The following is a 19,913-nucleotide window of genomic DNA, read 5'->3' on the forward strand; positions in this document are numbered from 1 at the left end:
ATGCGCGCTCTACTCGTGCTGTTCAGTGTGTTGCTGCCGCTGTCGTTCGCGACGGCCCAGGCTGCCGACAAGCTTCAGGTGGTTACCAGCTTCAGTATTCTTGACGACATGACCCACCAGGTCGGTGGCGATCATATTCAGATCAGCAACATGGTCGGCCCCGACGCCGATGCCCACACCTACGAGCCGACGCCGGACGATGCCAAGGCGCTGCTCAAGGCCCGGGTGATCATCAAAAATGGTCTGGGCTTCGAGCCGTGGCTGGATCGACTGGTCACCAGCACCGAGACCAAGGCGACTGTGGTCACCGCCAGTAAAGGCGTGTTGTCCCACACCATGGAAGAGGACGGCGAGACCATCCCCGACCCGCACGCCTGGCACAACCTGGCCAACACCGTTATCTACGTGAACAACATCACCAAGGCGCTGATCGCTGCCGACCCGGCCAACAAGGCGGACTACGAGCACAACAGCCAGGTGTACCTGAAAGAAATCTACCGCCTGCTGGCTGAAGCCAAGGCCAAGTTCGGCGCGCTGCCACCGGGCAACCGCCGCATCGTGACCTCCCATGACGCCTTCGGTTACCTGGGCCAGGCCTACGGTATCGAGTTCCTGTCGCCTCAAGGCCTCTCCACCGAACGTGAACCGTCTGCCGCCGAAGTCGCCACGCTGATCACCCAGATCCGCAAGGACAAGGTCAAGGCCGTGTTCATGGAAAACATCAAGGACTCGCGCCTGCTCAAGCAGATCGCTGACGAAAGCGGCGCGCAAATCGGCGGCACGCTGTACTCGGACGCCCTGGCCGCAGAAGGCCCGGCCAGCACCTTTACCGGCCTGTTCGAATACAACCTCAACACTCTGTGTGCGGCCCTGAGCAAGCCATGACCCTGAGCATGCTCGACCTGGAAGGGGCTGCCGTCGGCAGCCGCTTTCCACTCGACCGCGTGCTCGACGCCCTGCCGTGGAACAGTGATGGCCTGATTGCCGCCATCGCCCAGCAACACGGCAGCGGCGAGGTGTTGATGCTGGCCTGGATAAACCGCCGGGCCCTCGACGAAACCCTGGCCACCGGGCAGGTCTGCTACTGGTCCCGCTCGCGCCAGCAACTGTGGCGCAAGGGCGAAAGCTCCGGCCACTGGCAACAGCTGGTGGAGGCGCGCCTGGATTGCGACGGCGACGCCGTGCTGCTGATCGTCGACCAGCAAGGACCGGCCTGTCACACGGGCCGGCCCACCTGTTTCTACAACGCCATCGAAGGCGGCCACGTACACATCATCACCGCGCCCCTCAAGGAGCCAGACCCATGATCCGCAAAAACCCTTCCGGCGATCTGCCCGTGATTGCCGAATCGGCCTACGTCGACAAAACCGCGATCATCTGCGGCAAGGTGATCATCGGCGAAAACGTATTTGTCGGCCCTTACGCGGTGATCCGCGCCGACGAAGTCGACGCCAACGGCGACATGGACCCGATCACCATCGGCGCCAATTCGAATATCCAGGACGGCGTAGTCATCCACTCAAAGTCCGGCGCCGCCGTGACCATTGGCGAGTTCACCTCCATCGCCCATCGCTCCATCGTCCACGGCCCTTGCACCGTCGGTAACCGGGTATTCATCGGCTTCAACAGCGTGCTGTTCAACTGCGTCGTCGGCGACGGCTGCGTGGTGCGCCACAACTCCGTAGTCGACGGCCGCGACTTGCCCGATGCGTTCTACGTGCCCTCCACCACCCGGATCGGCCCCAACACCGACTTGTCCCAATTCCCGCCGGTGAGTGTCAGCGCTTCGGAGTTTTCCGAAGACGTGGCGCGCACCAATGTCGACCTGGTACTGGGTTACAAAGCCCTGCAAAACGAGTTCTGACCATGAGCCGCCTGCTGATCCGCAACGCCCGCCTGGTAAACGAAGGCCAGACATTCGAGGCCGACCTGCTGGTCGCCAATGGCCGTATCGAGAAGATCGCCAGCAGCATCGACAACGCCAATGCCGCGGTGGAAATCGATGCCCAAGGCCAGTGGCTGCTGCCGGGGATGATCGACGACCAGGTGCACTTCCGTGAACCCGGAGCGCCGGACAAAGGCAGTTTCTACAGCGAGTCCCGCGCGGCGGTGGCCGGTGGCATCACCAGTTTCATGGACATGCCCAACACCAGCCCGGCGACCCTGAACCTGGAAGCCCTGGCTGACAAGAAGCGCCGCGCGGCGCTGCATTCGGTGGCCAACTACGGTTTTCACTTCGGGGTGAGCAACGACAACCTCGACACCGTGGCCGCACTGGACCCGCGGGAAGTCGCCGGCGTCAAAGTATTCATGGGCGCCTCCACCGGCAATATGCTGGTGGATGATCCGAAGATTCTCGAGCGTCTGTTCGCTGAAGTACCGACCATTCTCCTGGCCCACTGCGAGCACACGCCCAGCATCCAGGCCAATGAACAACGGATGCGCGAGCGCTTCGGCGAGCACATACCGGCCGTGGCTCATCCACTGATTCGCGACGCCGAGGCGTGCTATCGCTCATCGTCTTTGGCGGTGGAACTGGCCAAGCGGCATGGCACGCGCCTGCATGTGCTGCACATCACCAGCGAACGCGAGCTGGCGCTGTTCGAAGACAAGCCCCTGGCGGAAAAACGCATCACGGCGGAAGTCTGCCTGCATCACTTGTTGTTCGATGACCGCGACTACGCGCACCTCGGCCACCAGATCAAATGCAACCCGGCGATCAAGACACGCGCCGACCGCAACGCCCTGCGCCTGGCGTTGTTGAGTGATCGTCTGGATGTGATCGGCAGTGATCATGCGCCCCACACCTGGGCGCAAAAACAGCTGCCGTACCGCGAAGCGCCGTCAGGCTTGCCGCTGGTGCAACACGCCCTGCCGGCGCTGCTGGAATTGGTGGCCGACGGGCTGCTGCCGCTGACCACGCTGGTGGCAAAAACCAGCCATCGCGTCGCGGACTTGTTTGCAATCCCTGATCGAGGCTATCTGCGGGAAGGTTATTGGGCCGACCTGGTGCTGATCCAGCCCGAGCCCCACGGCAAGCCCGTCAGCGGCCAGCCGATCCTGGCGCGCTGCGGCTGGACGCCCTTTGCCGAACGCAGCTTCCGGCACAGCGTCAGCACCACGCTGGTCTCCGGCCACGTGGCCTGGCACGACGGGCGCGTGCATGACAGCTGCCAGGGTTTGCCGCTGCATTTTCAGCGCTGAAGAGAGTCCGGAACTGGCAACCCAATCAACTGTGGGAGCTGGCTTGCCTGCGATGCGAGCGACTCGGTTTTTCAGTGAGACCGAGGTGATGCAATCGCAGGCAAGCCTGCTCCCACACTTGGGTGCGGTGGTTCTTAAGCGCGGGGTTTGACGGTACCGCAGTTGCTGCCCAGCCACTGCGCGTGGGTGTCCAGGCTGCCCTTCTGCTGCACGCCGGTGGCGTTGAAGGTGCCGTTAACCGTGGTGGTGAATTCCTGCTGGCTCTGAAACGTTGCCACGCCAGTGCCCTGGGCTTTCGGGCAGCTGAAGCGGAATTTCCACTGGTTGCCGGTCTTGTCCGTCACTTCCTGCTTGCAGCCCGATTGGGGGTCGGTCAGCGGGATGGAATCGGACGCCACCTGGGCTTGTGTCAGGCACACCTGCACGCCTTTGCCAGCCATGGTGATGCCTTGTTTCTCGAGCATGGCGCGCTGTTCCGGGGTCATCTGTTGCTTGAGCTGACCGAGGATCAGCGACAAGTCCGGCAGGTCCTGGTTATCGACCTTCATGTTGCTGGTGGTCAATTCCCACAAACCCGGCGCCAGCATCTGCGCTTGCGCCGCCACGGGCAGCGTTAAACCAACAACCATGGCCAAACCAAGCAGACGAGCATTCATCGGGTAACTCCTGGGTAATTGTCGGCGTTAGACGCCGCAAAAACGCCAGTGTTGCACAGCAAATAAAATAGCGACATTCGGGGCCGAACATGGTCTGTTAGGCACTTGTTTGTCAGGAGTACCGTTGTCCATGGATTTCTTTGGCCCGCACCTGCTCGCCTATTTCATTGCCACGCTGCATTTTCTGGGCACCCTTGCCGCCATCCACGCGGTGCTGACCGTCAGGACCGCCCAAGGCTCGATTGCCTGGGCCTTGTCGCTGATGTTCATTCCTTACCTGACGCTGATTCCCTACCTGATCTTCGGCCGCAGCACCTTCGACGCCTACATTCAGGCGCGACGCCAGGCCAACCAGGAAATGCACAAGGCGATCACCGAGCTGAACTGGCGCCCGTGGGTCGAAGAAGCGCTGGCCGCGCGCAACTCCCAGGCCTACGCCTCGCTGCGGGCCATGCCCAAGTTGGGGCGCATGCCGTGCCTGGCGAACAATCAGGTGCGCTTGTTGATCAATGGCGAGGCCACGTTCGGCGCGATTTTCGAGGCGATCCGGTCGGCAAAGACCGCTGTGCTGTTCCAGTTTTTCATCATTCATGACGACGAACTCGGCCGCCAACTGCACACCTTGCTCAAGGAAAAAGCCGCCGAAGGCGTGTCGATTTTCGTGCTGTACGACCGCATCGGAAGCCACGCCCTGCCCCATCGTTATGTGCAGTCGCTGCGGGACGCCGGGGTGCAGGTCAAGGCCTTCGCCACGCGCAGCGGCTGGCTCAACCGCTTCCAGGTCAACTTCCGCAACCACCGCAAGATCGTGGTGGTCGATGGCATCACCGGGTTTGTCGGCGGGCATAACGTGGGCGATGAATACCTGGGCAAGAAACCGCCCCTGGCGCCGTGGCGCGACACCCATGTGCAGGTCAGCGGCCCGGTGGTGGCGTGCTTGCAGGAGTCGTTTGCCGAGGATTGGTTCTGGGCTGCGCGGGAGTTGCCGCCGCTGCTGCTGCCGGATACCTACCCGGATGACGGCGTGCTCTGCCAATTGCTGGCCAGCGGGCCGGCGGATCCTTATGAAACCTGTTCGCTGTTTTTCGTCGAGGCGATTCACGCGGCGACCGAGCGGGTGTGGATCACCAGCCCGTATTTCATTCCCGATGAGGCGGTGTTTTCTGCCCTGAGGCTGGCGGTGTTGCGCGGCGTCGATGTGCGCCTGTTGCTGCCGTCGCGGCCCGATCACCGCATCGTCTATGCCGCTTCCAGCCTGTATGCGATCGAAGCGGTGCGCGCCGGGGTTCGGGTCTTCCGCTACACGCCCGGGTTCCTGCATCAGAAAGTGGTGTTGGTAGACAGCGAAATCAGCGCCATCGGCAGTGCGAACCTGGATAACCGTTCGTTCCGGCTGAATTTCGAAGTGATGTTGCTGACGGTGGATGACACCTTCGCCAGCCAGGTGGAGCGCATGCTGCTGGACGATTTCGCCCTGGCCCATGAAATCAGCCAGGAAGAAAACCGCCAGACCCACCGCCTGCAACAGCTTGGCATGCGGGTCGCACGGCTTATCTCTCCAATCCTGTAGGAGCGAGCTTGCTCGCGAAAAACGTTAACGATGACGCGTTTATTCTGGATAAACGCGGCGCCCTCCGGTTTTTCGCGAGCAAGCTCGCTCCTACAGGCACAGAGGTTTACTGGTACAAGTCATCCCGTGTCCACGGCAGCTCATGGCTACCATCGGCATGGGGTTTCACCGCCAGAATCTGATGCAGGTTGATCCAGCCCCGGGCAAACGCATAGGCACAGCCAGCCAGGTACAGCCGCCAGATGCGCAAGGCCTGCTCCGGCACCATCTTGCCCGCCGCCTCCAGGTTGTCTTCCAGGCGCTCGCTCCAGTGATCCAGCGTGCGCGCGTAATGCAGGCGCAGGCTTTCGACGTCGACCACTTCCAGCCCCACTTCGCTGATCTCGGCGGTCATCATCGCCAGGTGCGGCAACTCGCCATTGGGAAACACATAACGCTCGATAAAGTCCCCGGCGCCACGGCCCACCGGCCGGCCATCGGTATGCTTGGCGGTAATGCCGTGGTTCATCACCAGGCCGCCCTCACGTACCGCGCCATTTAGAATCTTGCAGTACTCCGCCAGGTTGGCGTGGCCCACATGCTCAAACATGCCCACGCTCACCACCTTGTCGAAGCGGCCATCCTGGGGCAAATCGCGGTAGTCCAGCAGTGTCAGTTCGACCTGGTCTTCCAGGCCTTCGGCTTTCACTCGCTCTTGAGCCAGCTCAAGCTGTTCCTTGCTCAGGGTGATGCCGAACACCTTGACCCCGAATTCCCGCGCGGCATACCGCGCCAGCCCGCCCCAACCGCAGCCCACGTCGAGCAAATACTCCCCCGGCTGCAGCCGCAATTTGCGGCACAGGTGGCGGAATTTGTCTTGTTGGGCCTGGTCGAGGGATTCGCTGCCAGTCTCGAAATACCCGCAGGAATAGGCCATGTCGCGGTCCAGCCAGAGCTGGTAGAACTCGTTGGACAGGTCGTAATGGTAGGAAATAGCGGCTGCGTCAGTTGCCTTGTCGTGGATCGAGCGCACCGGACGAGTGTCCTCGTCGTCATCCACCAGGGCATGACTCAACTCGTCAACCACCCTGATCACTTCGGAAATGGAGCCTTCCAGCTCCAGTTTGCCCTCGACGAAGGCTTCGCCCAGTGAATTGAGCGTCGGATGGCTAAGCGTTGAAACCATCATGGGGTCCTTGACCACAATGGTGACACTGGGATCCGGGCCCAGGTTGAATTCATGGCCGTCCCAGAGTCGAAGACGCAGCGGTAGCTTGAGATTCTGTAAGGCCGGTGGAAGTTGCGCGAGCATGAGTAGTCCCCCCTTGTTTCAGACGTCTGAAATGAGGGTAGACCATCCACGGAAAAATTAGCAGGCTATCGAAACGATAGCCCTTTTCTATGGTGCCCGCCGCTGGAGCAAGCCGTCCTGGATCCACTGTTTCAGCCAGGTAACCGCCTGCAATGGCGCGCCCTCCTGATAAGTGACTGCCAGCTCGGCACACAGTTCGGAAAAATTCCAGCCGGTGGTGGCCATGCCCGCCAGCGCGCTGGCTTCAGCCGGTTCCAGGCTGCGGTATTGGCAGACATTCTGGTGGCGCCACACCAGGCACACCTGCTTCAACGGCAAGGCCTCGCTGCCAGGGAAGTCCCACTCGCCCTTGCTGGCGCGCCAGATGCCCAGGCTGTTGAAATCACACAGCACCTGCTGCACCGAGGGCGCCAACTGGACCTGCAACCCTGGCCAATCTTCCGGCGGCAGTGTTGCCATGTCTTGCACGGTCAGCGGCTCGCCTTGCGGCGCGTCAAAGGCCAGGGTGAATGCCCATTCCAGCCGTGCCAGCTCGGCCAGCGGTGCACCCTGCTCGGGAAAATGCTCGAGGATAAACCCCGGGAAACGCTCGCCAAACCAGCGCAGGCTGTAATGAGCCGAGGGATAACGGCAGGTATAGGCCGAACCCATCTGCGCAAACTCATCGTCCCCCAGCCAGTACCACACGGCGCTGAAGTCATCCCGCAGTACTTCCAGCAGCCGCGCGTGATAGGCGTTGTGGTAAATCGCCAGGCCCGTCTCGACATCCAGGGTCGGGCCACCGATCAGGGTGGCGCTGAAGCCTTTCTCGGCCGTGAACGTCGGCGCCAGCAAATGCTGCTCGAACGCCAATTGCCAGTCGATCAGGCGCATAACGCCCTCCTGTCCAATGCGCTGGCGCCCAGTTCGCGGGCTTTGGCCAGTTCGTCGAGCAGCTCCTGGAACGGCGGGAAATGGTCATCGCGCTCCAGCAAGGTGGAGACCGGCCCAAGGTGTTCCAGCGTCTGCTGATACAGCGCCCACACCGGATCGCAAACCGGGTGGTCATGGGTGTCGATCACGTAGTCGCCGTAATCCATGTGCCCGGCCAGGTGCAGTTGGCGGATGCTTTCGGGCGGCAGGTTGCGGATAAATTCCCAGGCGTCGAACCCGTGATTGCGTGAGCTGACGTAGACGTTATTCACGTCCAGCAACAGCTGACAGCCGGTGAGATGGGTCAGGGCGTTGAGAAACTCCCACTCGGTAAACTCGTCCGCCTTGAAGCGCACGTAGCTGGAGACGTTTTCCAGCACGAAAGGACGCTGCAACACGTCCTGCACTTGCCGTACGCGACCGGCAACGTGGTACAGGCTTTCTTCGGTATAAGGCAGTGGCAGCAGGTCATGCAGCTGGTGCGCGTTGCCACGGCTCCAGCACAGGTGATCGGAAATCCACGCCGGCTGGATGCGCTCGGCGAGCTGCTTGAGTTGTTTCAGGTAATCGATATCGAGGGCATGGGGCCCGCCGATGGACAGGGACACACCATGCATCACCAGGGGATAACGCTCGGCTATCGCATCCAGGTAGTACAAGGCCTTGCCGCCCTGGACCAGATAATTCTCGGAGATCACTTCGAACCAATCCACGGCCGGCGATTGTTCAAGGATCTGCTGGTAGTACTCGCTGCGTAAACCCAGGCCGTAACCCAGGCTCGGAAGGGAGGCGGACATAAAACACTCCTGGGGAAAGTGTCCGCAGCGGCGGGGGCCCCGCTGCGGTTGCACTCGGTGGTCGGTTACTCGCCGACTTTGCCGCCTTTCTGGTCGCACATGGCTTTGCTCATCGACAAGAAGCCCTGGCCTTTGCAAGAACCCATGCCTTTGCAAGCGTGGTCTTTGGTCTTGCAGTCGTTCTGGCCTTTGCAGGCGTTGACGCCATAGCAATGGATCGGCGCGTCTGCTGCCTGCACCTGGGTAGCAACACCAGCAAACATGCCGGCAGCAGCGAAAGCGAGGGCGGCACCAGCAGCAGCGGATTTGATGTTCATTGTGTATTCCTCATGATCGATTGTGGAGTCGGTCTGAACGGATTGTTCAGTCTCGACATAGCACTAGAGTGAGGTCCCCCAATGGCGTTACAGCGAGGCTGAAAAAATTTTAAAATTTATTCGTCGAGCTTCAACAGCGGCTCCTGAAAGCGCAACAAACGCCCCGCATTCCCCAGCACCAGCAGCGTGCTGAGGTTGTGCAACACCGCCGCAATCATGGCGCCCGCCGCGCCCAGCCAGCCGAATGCGGCGAACACCACGATGGCCAGCGTCCAGCCCAGGCCGATGATCACGTTGACCTGCAACGTGTGCCGGCATTGGCGACTCAAGCGCACACACGTGCCCAGGCGTCGCAGGTCGCTGCCGATCAGCACCACGTCCGCCGATGCCAAGGCGATATCCGCCCCGCCCGCGCCCATCGCCACGCCGACCACACCGGCCTTGAGCGCCAGGGAATCGTTGATCCCGTCGCCCACCACCATGGGCCGGAAGCCGCTGCCGATTTCGCCCAATACGCGGTTGAGTTTGTCTTCCGGCAGGGCCTGGGCCTCGACGTCGCTGATGCCCACTTCCAGTGCCAGGCTGTCGGCCACGCTTTGGCGGTCGCCGGTCAGCAGCAGTTGGCGACCGAGACCCAATTCACGCAGCTCCTTCATCGCTTGGCGGGCTTCAGGTTTCACGCTGTCCGCCAGCAGCAACCAGGCGAGGAATTGTCCGTTCAACGCCAACCCGGCAATCGGGCCATCATGAGTGGGAACTGCCGTGGTCGCGATGCCCAGTTGCTCAAACAATTCCGGCCGGCCAAGAGCCGCTTCGCCCTGCTCCGTCTTCGCCACCACACCGAGGCCCTGACGCTCACGAATATCCGACAGCACCAGCATTTGCTCCTGAGTCGCCAACCCCGCCAACGCCCGGCTGACCGGATGGCTGCTGGCCGAGCCGAGGCTGGCCGCCAGATTCAGCAACACCTGCCGATCCGGCTCGCGGGTGTCGATGGACTGCAAACGCAGGGTGCCAAACGTCAGGGTGCCGGTCTTGTCGACCACCAGTGACGTCAGGTCCGCCAACTCTTCAAGAAACGCCGAGCTGCGAATCAGAATCCCATGACGAGCTGCGACGGCAATTCCCGCAATCGCCGTGGCCGGTGCCGACAACACCAGCGCACACGGGCACGCCGCCACCAGCACCGCAAGCATCGCCTGGGCGTCATTGGTGACAAACCAGGTGACCGCCGCCAGCAACAACACCAGCACCATGTAGCTACCGGCGTAGCGCTCCAGCAGCCGGGTGATCGGCGGCTTGGAGCGTTCGGCGCTCTGCATCAGGGCGATGACTTTGCCCAGGGTCGACTCATTGCCGGTGCGGGTCACTTCAAGGCGCAGCAAGCCGTCGAGGTTGATCGCGCCGCCAAACACCTGCACGCCCACACTCGCCTCCAGCGGCACCGATTCGCCCGTGATCGGCGCGGTGTCGAGGCTGGCCTGGCCCGACAGCACCACGCCGTCAGCAGGCACCCGGTCACCGGCGCGCACTTCGACGATATCGCCGGTCTTCAGGATGCCGTTGTCGACTTCCAGAATCGTCCCGTCCACCTGCACCAGGCGCGCGTGGCTGCGGGTCAGTTTGCCCAGGGCATGAATCGCTTCCTGGGAACCGATGACGCTGCGCTCTTCCAGCACATGGCCGAAGATCATGATGATCGGCAGCAGCGCGGCGGTCAGCAGGTCACCGGTGGCCCAGGCGCCGAGCATCGCCAGGGCGATCAGTTGGTCGGTGATGCCATGCAGGCTCGGATAACGCAGGCTGTACCAGGCCGAGCGCATCACGGGCACAGCCACCAGCAACGAGGCAACGCCCAGCAGCAATTGGCTGACGCCGGTCTGGTCCGGCGCCAGCCAGCGCCATACCAGGCCCAGGCTGAGCAGGCCCAAGGCGAGCATCGCCAAGGTCAGTTGCCGCGCGGCGCTGCGTTGTTCGGCCGATGAGAGCATCGGGGCGGCGTGGGCAGTCATTGTTCGGCTCCCTGAATGATCAGGCGGGAATCGTCTTTAGGGTCCACCGTGGTCACGGAACCGGCCTGGCCGAGAATCTTCGGCAGGCGTTCGCGGTACAGGCGCAGCAACAGGCCTGGGTCCTTGACCTGTGCCAGGCTGGCGACGGTGGCGGTTTGCGCCCGGGCGTTGGACAGGCGCTCGCTGGCCTGGGCGTGGGCCACCTGCACGGCGCGGTCGGCGTCCTGATTGGCGGTCTGGGTGAGTTTTTCCGCGTCTGTGCGGGCATTGGCCACGGCCTTGTCGGCTTGCTGGCTGGCAGTCAGCACCGCGTTGAAAGCGTTGACTGCCGGGCCCGGCAGGCTCGATTGCACGTCGACCCGGGTGACTTCGATGCCCAGGCCAAGACCGGTGGACGCCAGGTCAGCCAGGCGTTGATTGATGCCTCGCACCAGATCACCGCGCAGCCGCTCGCGACGTTCGGCCGCCTGGTTGTCGGCGCCGATCAGCTCGGGGCGCGCCACCAGGATGGTGTCCAGATCCCGCGCCGCGGTCAGCACCACGGCGCTGCGGGTGACCAATCGATCCAGGGCCGGCAGCACATGATCGCCCTGTAACACAAAAGCGTAAGGCTCGGTGACCTTATAGAAGACCCGCACATCCAGCTGCACCACGCCGGCATCGCCGGTCAGCAGGTAGCCGGAGCCGGCCAGGGCGTCGCTCAGGGGCGTAGCAAAACTGGCCACGCGATCGGCTTGCGTGGCCGCATCGGAACGCAGCAGGTTTTCCACCCGGCGCTCGATCACCCGGTCCGCTGCAGGCAACAGCACCACTTGTTCAAACGGGCGCGGCCAGGCCAGCAGCAGCCCGGCATTCTGAATCCGGTCCAGCGCGCCGAAGTGCAGCACCACGGCGCGGTTCTGCGGGTCGATCTGCCGTACGTTGGAAAACGCCCACGCCAACGCGGCCAATACCGTCACCGCATACAGCGCCAGGAACGTCAGCCGTCCAGCCTGGATCCACGGGCTGTCGAGGCTTTCCCGCTCACTCATGGCTGGACATCCTTCGGCCCGTCCACCAAGGCGCGGAACGGTGCAGCGTCGGTGCGCAGGATAATTTTGGTGCCCGGCGTAACCACGGTGCCGAGGGTGTCGAGGGAGCGCAGCAGGTTATACAGCTGCGGGTTGCCGGCGTAGGCACGGCCATAAATCTGTGCGGCTTCCACCCGGGATTGCGCTTCGATATCGGCGGCTTTCACCGTGGCATCGGCCTGCACGATCCGCGCATCACGTTCGGCGGCAGAACGAATCTGCGCCGCTTCACGTTTACCCACGGCGGTGCGTTCAGTGGCGATGGTCTCGCGCTCGGCGCGCATGCGGTCGACGGTGGCAGCCAGTGTCACCGAGGGCAAGGTCAGCCGTTCAACGCCAACCTGCACCACGCGCACGCCATAGGTGGTGAGCAATTGTTGATCAATCTGCTGGCGCAACTGCGCTTCAAAATCGGCGATGCGCACCTGGCTGGCATCGGTGTTCACCAGGTTGGCCAGGTCGAAACTGGCGGCGGTGGTTTCCAGCGCCGAGCCGACGAAGGTGCGAATCTGCCGCGCCGCTTCATCCGGCTGGTTCTGCACCGCACGCATAAAACGCTGCACATTGTCGGGGTCGCCCTGCACCTGCCAGGCCACGTAGGCCTGCACGATGATCCGCAGGCCATCGCGGGTGCCCACATCCTGCAAACCGCTGGAGGTGGTGCGCAGGCGCAGGTCTACCGGAATCGCCGCTTCGAACGGCGCCGGCCAGCGCCAGCCCAGGCCCGGCTCCAGCAGCACCCGCGACGGGTTGCCGAAGCGGGTAATCACCGTGGCTTCGCCGGAACGCACCTGCACCAGGCTCGCCGCAGCCACGGCGAACAGCACCAGCAGCACCGCCCAGCCCATGCGCCGCCAAGGGAACGGGCCGGCTTCCTGTTCATCGCCGTGATGGTGATGATGATGGCCGTGGTGGTGACCATGGCCTGCGTGATCGTGAGAATGAGCGCTCAACAGATGAACTCCTTATTGAACGGCTTTACGCGGCACCGCAGGGTCGGCCGGTAAGGTAAAGGAACGCAGATCGATGGTCGGTGCGCCACTGGCGCCCAGGCGATGATCAAGAATGAGTAATTTGGCGTGGGCCAGGCCCAGGCTCAGTTGGCTCAGGTACTGCTCCAGCACGAAGGCCTGGCCAGCTTGTTGATAGGCCTTTTGTTCGGCGCTGAAACGCAGGTCCGCCGCCTGGGCGCCGGCACTGACCTCATGGGCCGTGGCCTGGGCCTGGTCGCGGGCGGTGCTGGCTTGCAGCAACGCCTGGTTGGTCTGCTCGCTGGCGGCGCCGCGCTCCCGGGAGATCAGCGCCTGGGCACCGATCTGCGCCGCTTGCACCGCGTGGTAGGCATTGGCCGCACCGGAAGGTGGGTGAATGGCTTCCACCACGGTGGCGAGGATTTCCACGCCGCTGTCGAGTTTCTTCAGGTCCGCCTGCACCGCCTGGCCAATTTCGTCGGCGAGGCTGTTGCGTTGTTCGCCGAGCAACTCGTCGAGGGTTCGCGAGGCAAATTCGTGAACCAGGATACGGCTGGCGGTGCTGCGGATCAGCGTGGGCACATCGGCACTGTTATAGGTGGCCGCGAGTGCCGCCTGGTCGCTCAGGCCGATGCGGTACACGAAGCGCACATCCATATTGACGATCTGGAAGCTCTGCTTGTCGCCGCTGCTGCTGGCGATTACCTGGGATTTGTCATTCACATGGCTGGCGTCCCACAGGCGGTTGGCGATCAACGGCGCCGGGCCTTCGGCGGGTGCGACGTCGGTGGTCGCCGCTTCGCCAACGCTGGTGGCCAGTTCATGGACCACACCGTTTTCCACGTTCAGCACCCGGCCCAGCGGCCACGGCAAACCGGCATGCAGGCCAGGCCCGAAGACCTCCACCGGCTTGCCAAAGCGTTCATAAATCCCACGGCTTTGTAGGGCGACTTCATGCACGCCGGTCAGCATCCAGCCTACGGCCAGCACCACCACCAGCACCGGCAGGAACGCCCGGCGCATGTAGGTAAAGGCCCAGATCTGCCGCAGGTCGATGCCGAAACGGTTGTGCAATTCATGCTGCAGGGCGAGCAACGGTTGCGGCGGCCAGCGCAGCATCCCGGCGATAAAACTCTGCGCCATCAGCCGTGGCTCAAGGCGCTCCTGGCGCGGGCTGAACAGCGACAGCAGGCCTCGCAGCAGAAACTCCAGCGCCACCAGGGCCGGCAACAGGCCGATCAACACCGCCAGGCGCAACGGCCACACGGATTCTTCACCGGCAAACAGCAGACAAATCGCACTGATCACCAGGCAAATAATCGCCACCCGGCTCAATTGCGCCAGTTGCGCCGCTTCCGGCCATTGGGCGGTGCTTTCCTGGGCCATGCGCCGTTCAAACACCAGCAAGCCGAAGGCCAGCGCCAGGGCAATGGCCGCGCCCACGCTGGCAGCCTGGCCCACCGCGGCGGCGGGCAATGTCAGGCTCCAGAATTCCAGGACGCTGAACAGCGCCAGCAACGACCAGCCGCACAGCCAGAACACCGGAGCGCCAATCTGCGTCAGCAAGCCGCTACCGACGCGGCCGAACAGACGGTTGAGCCAACCGGAGTCTTCTGCCGGCAACGGCGGCTCGATCAGCAGCGCCGTCGGTTCCCCCAGCGCCATGGCCCGCCAGTCCGCGACCCACCACGCCGATTGCAAACCGGCCACCAGCACCAGCAACGCCGAGGCACAGTTGATCAGCACCACCGGCCAGATCGACAGCGGGGCGAACAGCGCCACAAACAGTGCCAGCATCCAGCCGCCAACCGCCAGCACCGTCAGGCCAATGCCGGCCTGCCTTAACCGGCGGGCATGAAACAACCCTTGCTGAAAACGCGGCAGCCCTTCAATGGCCACGTCATCAGCGTCCAGATCCACTCGCATCCCCAAACGCCCACCCAGAAACAATTGGTTACCCTATAACGCGGGGCGTGAAATTTTTGTTTGGTCATTGCAAAACATACGAATTCCCTGGCGTAGAGAGTCTCCTTGCTCTGCTAACAAGTACACCACCTAACCGAACGGTCAGTTGTTTGGTCCAGGGTTATTTAGCAGCATCTTTCCCCCGCCATTCAGGCTCCCTCTTGAATCAACACTTTTACAGTGTTCGAGCGCGCTTGAGCGGGAGAAAAGGAAAGACAATGGACAGTCCAAAAATAGAGCGCGCGATATGAGGCGCTGCAATATCACCGTGGGGGCGAAAACCACGGCAGGCGGCACCGTGCTGACCGGCTGCAACCGGGCCAATATCGGGGGCCAGCCCATATCCCGGGAAGGTGATTCGGTGCTGCTTGCGGCACCACAGGTTTCATCGCCAATACCCCGCACCAAAATGCACAAAACTAATGAAGATCAGGGGTGGTACTGATGGTGGATGCAGAAAAAATTCAGCATTGGGTGACAGCACTCGGTCGTGAGTACCACGAACTTGTGAGGGAGGGTACTGGTTCTGGCGCCCCCCTGATGCCACTGTTTGAAGATGATGACAACGAAGACTTGATCCAAAAGCCAATTGCCGGCATCGAACTTTGGTTCTCGGCGGACACCCATCGTCTGAAAGAAGTATTGATCATCTTGGTGCAGACCGTAGGCCAGCCCGTCTATATCGGCCAACTGCCCGCTCCATTCACATTGAACATGGACCAGAGCTTCATACGTAACGTTCTGGGAACACCAATGGACTCCATTCCTCCGGCCAGACTTCCCGGTGTTCTGGGAATACAAGGCGGCTCTGACACCTATGCCATGGATCAAAAAACTCACCTCAACGTCAAGGTGACATTCAGCTACCTCGAAAACCTTGTTGTGAACAACATCTGTTTCTCCCTGATAACTGAAGGGCATGACTAAGTCCCCAGAAACACGAGCCATCACTGGTTTCAGCCGTGATAAATCGGCACACTCCCCACAGTTTTTCGCGGGCTTACGGACAAGGAAGCGTCACTCCCCATGATTTCGATCTATCAGCTTAAACCGCGTTTTCAGAACCTGCTGCGTCCGCTGGTGCAGCGCCTCTACGACAACGGTACCACCGCCAACCAGATCACCGTGCTCGCCGGGGTGGTTTCCCTGCTGGTGGGATTGCTGATCGCCGGCTTTGCTCAACATGTGTGGCTGTTTGCGCTGATCCCGCTGTGGATGATCCTGCGCATGGCCCTCAACGCCATCGACGGCATGCTCGCCCGGGAATTCGGCCAGCAGTCGCGACTCGGCGCCTACCTCAATGAACTGTGTGACGTGATCGCCGACAGCGCGCTGATCCTGCCGTTTGCGCTGATCCCCGAGGTCAGCCTGGCGCCGGTACTGCTGGTAGCGCTGCTGGCGGTGTTCAGCGAGTACGCCGGCGTGCTCGGGCCGATGGTCGGGGCTTCCCGGCGCTACGACGGGCCCATGGGCAAGAGTGATCGGGCGTTTGTGCTCGGTGTGCTGGCCACCGGTGTGGCGCTGGGCTGGCTCGGTGCCGGTTGGGTCGACGCGGTGATGTGGCTGGTCGCGGCGTTGCTGGCCTACACCCTGGTCAACCGCGTGCGCCAAGGCCTCAAAGAAGAACAAACCTCCCCTTCTGCATAAGGATTTTGCGATGCGTGAACAGCAAGAGCACACCTTCAGCACCCATGACGGGGTGGAGCTTTTCTACCGTCACTGGCCCGCCACCGCACCGGCGGGCTTTGCGCCGCGCAAGGCGATCGTGCTGTTCCATCGCGGCCACGAGCACTCCGGACGCATTGCCCACCTGGTGGACGAACTCAACCTGCCGGAATTCGACTTCTTCGCCTGGGACGCCCGCGGCCACGGCCAATCCCCCGGCGAACGCGGCGACAGCCCCAGCTTCGCCACCAGCGCCCGGGACGTGCAGACCTTCGTCGACCATATCGGCGCCACCTACAGCATTGAGGAAGAGAACCTCGCGGTGATCGCCCAAAGCGTCGGCGCGGTGATCGCGGCCACGTGGGTGCACGACTACGCGCCGAAGATTCGCTCGCTGGTGCTCGCCTCCCCGGCATTCAAGGTCAAGCTCTACGTGCCCTTCGCCCGCCCGGGCCTGGGGTTGATGCGCAAGTTTCGCGGCAACTTTTTCGTCAACAGTTACGTCAAGGCCAAGTTCCTGAGCCATGACCCGGAGCGCGTGGCGTCCTACGACACTGATCCGCTGATTACCAAAGCCATCTCGGTGAATGTGCTGCTGGGCCTGTACGAAGCGGCCGACCGGGTTGTAGCCGATGCCCAGGCGATTCAGGTGCCCACCCAGCTGTTGATCTCCGGCTCGGACTTTGTGGTGCACCGCAAACCCCAGCAGCAGTTCTTCGACCGCCTGGGCAGCCTGAAGAAAGAGCTGCACATCCTGCCCGGTTTCTTCCACGACACCCTCGGTGAGCGTGACCGCGCCGTGGCGTTGAACAGCGCCCGGCGCTTTATCCTGCAGAACTTCGAGCACCCGCTGGACCGCGCCAACTTGCTGGATGCCGACAAGATAGGCCTGACCTGCGCCGAATCCGAATCCCTGGCCGCACCGTTGCCGCGCAACTCGCCGCGCGACCTCTACTGGCGCATGACCCGCGCCAGCATGGGCCTGGGCAGCAAGCTGTCGGATGGCGTGAAGCTCGGTTTCGACACTGGCTTCGACTCCGGCAGCACCCTGGACTATGTGTACCGCAATACGCCCACCGGCAAAGGCGGGCTGGGGCGGATGATCGACACCAACTACCTGAACTCCATCGGCTGGCGCGGCATTCGCCAGCGCAAATTGAACGTGGAAGAGCTGCTGCGCCTGGCGATGGGCAAGTTGCGTGATGAGCAGAAGGAAGTACGCATCGTCGACATCGCCGCCGGGCATGGTCGGTACATTCTGGAAGCCTTGCAGGGCGTTTCGCCGTTGCCGGAATCGATCCTGTTGCGGGACTACAGCGACATCAACGTGCGGGACGGTGGCGCGCTGATTCGTGAGAAAGGCCTGGGCGACATCGCCCGGTTCGTCAAAGGCGATGCGTTTGACCGGGCAGACCTGGCGGCGCTGGAACCCAAGCCGACGCTGGCGGTGGTGTCCGGGCTGTATGAGCTGTTTGCGGATAACGCGATGGTCGGTGGCTCGCTCGCCGGCCTGGCCGAAGCTGTGGAGCCCGGTGGTTACCTGGTGTACACCGGCCAACCGTGGCACCCGCAACTGGAACTGATCGCCCGCGCCCTCACCAGCCACCGTCAGGGCCAGGCCTGGGTGATGCGCCGGCGCAGCCAGGCGGAAATGGATCAACTGGTGGAAGCTGCCGGTTTCCGCAAGATCACCCAACGCGTGGATGAATGGGGGATTTTCAGCGTGTCCCTGGCGCAGCGGGTCTGACCCATGCGTGAACCGGGCCTGTTAAAACCGGCGGTGCTGTGGCTGCTGCTGTTGGCGCCGCTGTTTTTCAGCACCTACGGCTTTGCCACGTGGGTCACCAGCCAGCGCAGCGACGTGGGTACGATGGTGTTCGGCTGGGAAACTCATATCCCGTTCTGGGCCTGGACCATCGTGCCCTACTGGTCCATCGACCTGCTTTACGGCTTCTCCCTGCTACTGCCCAGTACGCGCCATGAGCTGAAACAGCATGCCCTGCGCCTGCTCACGGCCCAGGTGATTGCTGTCACCTGCTTCCTCATCTGGCCGTTGCGCTTCACCTTCGAACGGCCGGAGCTGGATGGCGTATTCGGCTGGCTGTTTGCGGTACTCGCCGGGTTCGACAAGCCGTTCAACCAAGCACCGTCGCTGCACATCGCCCTGCTGGTGGTGCTGTGGATAATGTACCTGCGGCATAGCCAAGGCCTGTGGCGCTGGCTGGTGCATGGCTGGTTCGCGTTGATCGGCCTTTCGGTGCTGACCACTTATCAACATCACTTTATCGACTTACCCACAGGCGCCCTCGCGGGCTGGCTGTGCGTATGGCTGTGGCCGCTGGAGCATCCGAGCCCGCTGCTGAATGCCCACCTGACCCGGGACCGGCAGCGTTGGCGGCTGGGATTGCGCTATGGCTTCGGATCGTTGGTGTGTTTGATCCTGGCGTTCAGCCTCGGCGGCGGTTGGTTATGGCTACTTTGGCCGGCGGTTTCCCTTGGATTGATGAAGGCGAATTACCTGGTGCTGGGCGTTTCGGGCTTTCAGAAGCGTGCGGACGGACGACTCACTCCGGCGGCGCGCTGGTTGTTCGCGCCCTATCTGGCAGCCGCCTGGATCAATTCCCGCCTGTGGACACGTAAACATCCACAGCCCGATCAGGTTGTGGATAACGTTTGGCTGGGGCGAATTCCTGCAGGCACTGAGATGGATTCATTCAAGGCCGTCGTCGATCTATGCGCCGAATTGCCGATTAATCCACAGGGCCGCGCCTATTACAGCCTGCCTGTACTCGATCTCACGGCACCCACTGCGGCGCAATGCCTGGAAGCCGCCCAGGCCATTGAACGGCTACGCTCAGCCGGGCCGCTGCTGGTGTGCTGCGCCCTCGGTTACTCGCGCAGCGCCACCGCCGTGGCCGCATGGCTGCTCCACACCGGGCGCGCAGCCAATGTCGACGAGGCGGTGGCTATTATTTGTACAGCACGCCCACGTGTGGTCCTGCATCCTGCTCACCGTGAAGCCCTGGAGGGTTTAACCCATGCCCGCTGATATGGAATTACAGGTCGTCGCCAGCCTGCTGCGCCGGGGCCGTTCCCTGGACCAGTTATCCACAGGCCTGACCTTGCTCGGCGTACTGTTTGGCCTGGCGCAACTGCTGATGGCCAGCATCACGCCGATCTGCCTGATCCTCAGCCTGTGGATGATTGTGCTCGGGCTGCTGGAAAAATACTGGGCGCTGCGGGTGGCCTTCGACGCCGACCTGTTCGCCCTGCTGGCCCGCGACATCGAGCGCACGCCCGACTTCGACGAGGCCATGCAAGCCCTCGGCCTGCAATCCGCCAAGCGCGCCGGCCGGCCCTGGACCGAACGCCGTCGCGGCGCCCTGAAACTGTTGCGCAAGCAAGCCTACCTGCTGGCGGCGCAAGTGCTGCTGACCGTGGCCGTCATCCTGGCCAGCCCCTGGCTGCCCTTCGCCGGATAAG

General features: G+C 62.6%; 19 protein-coding genes. 10 read left to right on the top strand and 9 right to left on the bottom strand.

Going from position 1 to position 19,913, the window contains the following annotated elements; translation table 11 throughout:
- From M2400_RS02820 to M2400_RS02835, 4 genes are read left to right on the top strand one after another with little or no spacing between them, the layout of a single operon-like run.
- Positions 1-885 carry a metal ABC transporter substrate-binding protein gene (locus M2400_RS02820; RefSeq protein ID WP_177043641.1) on the top strand — a complete coding sequence of 295 codons (885 nt, stop codon included), beginning with the start codon at positions 1-3 and terminating at the stop codon, positions 883-885.
- The gene (gene hisI, locus M2400_RS02825) at positions 882-1,307 is read left to right on the top strand and encodes a phosphoribosyl-AMP cyclohydrolase (RefSeq protein ID WP_259195388.1); all 426 of its coding nucleotides are present in this window, start codon (positions 882-884) and stop codon (positions 1,305-1,307) included. Before M2400_RS02820 ends, hisI begins: the two co-directional genes overlap by 4 nt.
- The gene (locus M2400_RS02830; RefSeq protein ID WP_177043639.1) at positions 1,304-1,864 is read left to right on the top strand and encodes a carbonate dehydratase; all 561 of its coding nucleotides are present in this window, start codon (positions 1,304-1,306) and stop codon (positions 1,862-1,864) included. Before hisI ends, M2400_RS02830 begins: the two co-directional genes overlap by 4 nt.
- 2 nt (positions 1,865-1,866) lie before the next feature.
- On the top strand, positions 1,867-3,204 hold the full coding sequence (locus M2400_RS02835; protein WP_259195385.1) for a dihydroorotase: 1,338 nt from the start codon (positions 1,867-1,869) through the stop codon (positions 3,202-3,204).
- 134 nt (positions 3,205-3,338) lie between these two features.
- Here the strand turns inward: M2400_RS02835 and M2400_RS02840 are convergent, their stop codons facing one another.
- Positions 3,339-3,860: a DUF3617 domain-containing protein gene (locus M2400_RS02840; protein ID WP_010168411.1), complete on the bottom strand. Its 522-nt coding sequence runs from the start codon at positions 3,858-3,860 to the stop codon at positions 3,339-3,341.
- Positions 3,861-3,990: 130 nt separating this feature from the next.
- Between M2400_RS02840 and cls the strand changes: the two genes are divergently transcribed.
- Entirely contained in the window at positions 3,991-5,430 is a 1,440-nt protein-coding gene (gene cls, locus M2400_RS02845) for a cardiolipin synthase (protein ID WP_177043637.1), read from the top strand.
- A 106-nt stretch (positions 5,431-5,536) separates the two neighbouring features.
- On the opposite strand, the gene cfaB is transcribed toward cls, so the two are convergent.
- The 8 genes from cfaB to hflK (M2400_RS02885) form a co-directional block, all read right to left on the bottom strand.
- Positions 5,537-6,721, bottom strand: coding sequence for a C17 cyclopropane fatty acid synthase CfaB (cfaB, locus tag M2400_RS02850; RefSeq protein WP_177043636.1), 1,185 nt, complete (start codon positions 6,719-6,721; stop codon positions 5,537-5,539).
- A gap of 87 nt (positions 6,722-6,808) precedes the next feature.
- On the bottom strand, positions 6,809-7,594 hold the full coding sequence (locus M2400_RS02855) for a DNA-binding domain-containing protein (RefSeq protein ID WP_259195382.1): 786 nt from the start codon (positions 7,592-7,594) through the stop codon (positions 6,809-6,811).
- Complete coding sequence (locus M2400_RS02860) at positions 7,585-8,430, bottom strand: DUF692 domain-containing protein (RefSeq protein ID WP_259195381.1); 846 nt, start codon at positions 8,428-8,430, stop codon at positions 7,585-7,587. Before M2400_RS02860 ends, M2400_RS02855 begins: the two co-directional genes overlap by 10 nt.
- A gap of 65 nt (positions 8,431-8,495) precedes the next feature.
- Entirely contained in the window at positions 8,496-8,747 is a 252-nt protein-coding gene (locus M2400_RS02865) for a hypothetical protein (RefSeq protein WP_177043633.1), read from the bottom strand.
- 116 nt (positions 8,748-8,863) lie between these two features.
- A complete protein-coding gene (locus tag M2400_RS02870; protein ID WP_177130117.1) occupies positions 8,864-10,759 on the bottom strand; it encodes a cation-translocating P-type ATPase in 1,896 nt (631 codons plus the stop codon).
- Positions 10,756-11,790 carry a protease modulator HflK gene (hflK, locus tag M2400_RS02875; RefSeq protein WP_177043631.1) on the bottom strand — a complete coding sequence of 345 codons (1,035 nt, stop codon included), beginning with the start codon at positions 11,788-11,790 and terminating at the stop codon, positions 10,756-10,758. Before hflK (M2400_RS02875) ends, M2400_RS02870 begins: the two co-directional genes overlap by 4 nt.
- Positions 11,787-12,785, bottom strand: coding sequence for a protease modulator HflC (gene hflC / locus M2400_RS02880; protein ID WP_173860313.1), 999 nt, complete (start codon positions 12,783-12,785; stop codon positions 11,787-11,789). The genes hflK (M2400_RS02875) and hflC overlap by 4 nt, the downstream gene beginning before the upstream one ends.
- Positions 12,786-12,794: 9 nt before the next feature.
- The gene (hflK, locus tag M2400_RS02885; RefSeq protein WP_259195379.1) at positions 12,795-14,726 is read right to left on the bottom strand and encodes a protease modulator HflK; all 1,932 of its coding nucleotides are present in this window, start codon (positions 14,724-14,726) and stop codon (positions 12,795-12,797) included.
- A 483-nt stretch (positions 14,727-15,209) separates the two neighbouring features.
- On the opposite strand from hflK (M2400_RS02885), the gene M2400_RS02890 reads away from it, so the two are divergent.
- The 5 genes from M2400_RS02890 to M2400_RS02910 all read left to right on the top strand — a co-directional run bounded on the left by M2400_RS02890 (position 15,210) and on the right by M2400_RS02910 (position 19,912).
- The gene (locus M2400_RS02890) at positions 15,210-15,692 is read left to right on the top strand and encodes a DUF6392 family protein (protein WP_218171053.1); all 483 of its coding nucleotides are present in this window, start codon (positions 15,210-15,212) and stop codon (positions 15,690-15,692) included.
- A 99-nt stretch (positions 15,693-15,791) separates the two neighbouring features.
- Positions 15,792-16,412 (top strand): CDP-alcohol phosphatidyltransferase family protein, encoded by a 621-nt coding sequence (locus M2400_RS02895; RefSeq protein ID WP_259195378.1) that lies wholly within the window; start codon positions 15,792-15,794, stop codon positions 16,410-16,412.
- Positions 16,413-16,422: 10 nt separating this feature from the next.
- Positions 16,423-18,177, top strand: coding sequence for a bifunctional alpha/beta hydrolase/class I SAM-dependent methyltransferase (locus M2400_RS02900; protein ID WP_259195377.1), 1,755 nt, complete (start codon positions 16,423-16,425; stop codon positions 18,175-18,177).
- Positions 18,178-18,180: 3 nt separating this feature from the next.
- On the top strand, positions 18,181-19,479 hold the full coding sequence (locus M2400_RS02905; protein WP_259195376.1) for a phosphatase PAP2/dual specificity phosphatase family protein: 1,299 nt from the start codon (positions 18,181-18,183) through the stop codon (positions 19,477-19,479).
- A complete protein-coding gene (locus tag M2400_RS02910) occupies positions 19,469-19,912 on the top strand; it encodes a hypothetical protein (RefSeq protein ID WP_259195375.1) in 444 nt (147 codons plus the stop codon). Before M2400_RS02905 ends, M2400_RS02910 begins: the two co-directional genes overlap by 11 nt.
- The last annotated feature ends 1 nt before the right edge of the window (position 19,913 follow it).

The organism is Pseudomonas sp. BIGb0558, assembly GCF_024807515.1.
Taxonomy (GTDB): domain Bacteria; phylum Pseudomonadota; class Gammaproteobacteria; order Pseudomonadales; family Pseudomonadaceae; genus Aquipseudomonas; species Aquipseudomonas yamanorum_A.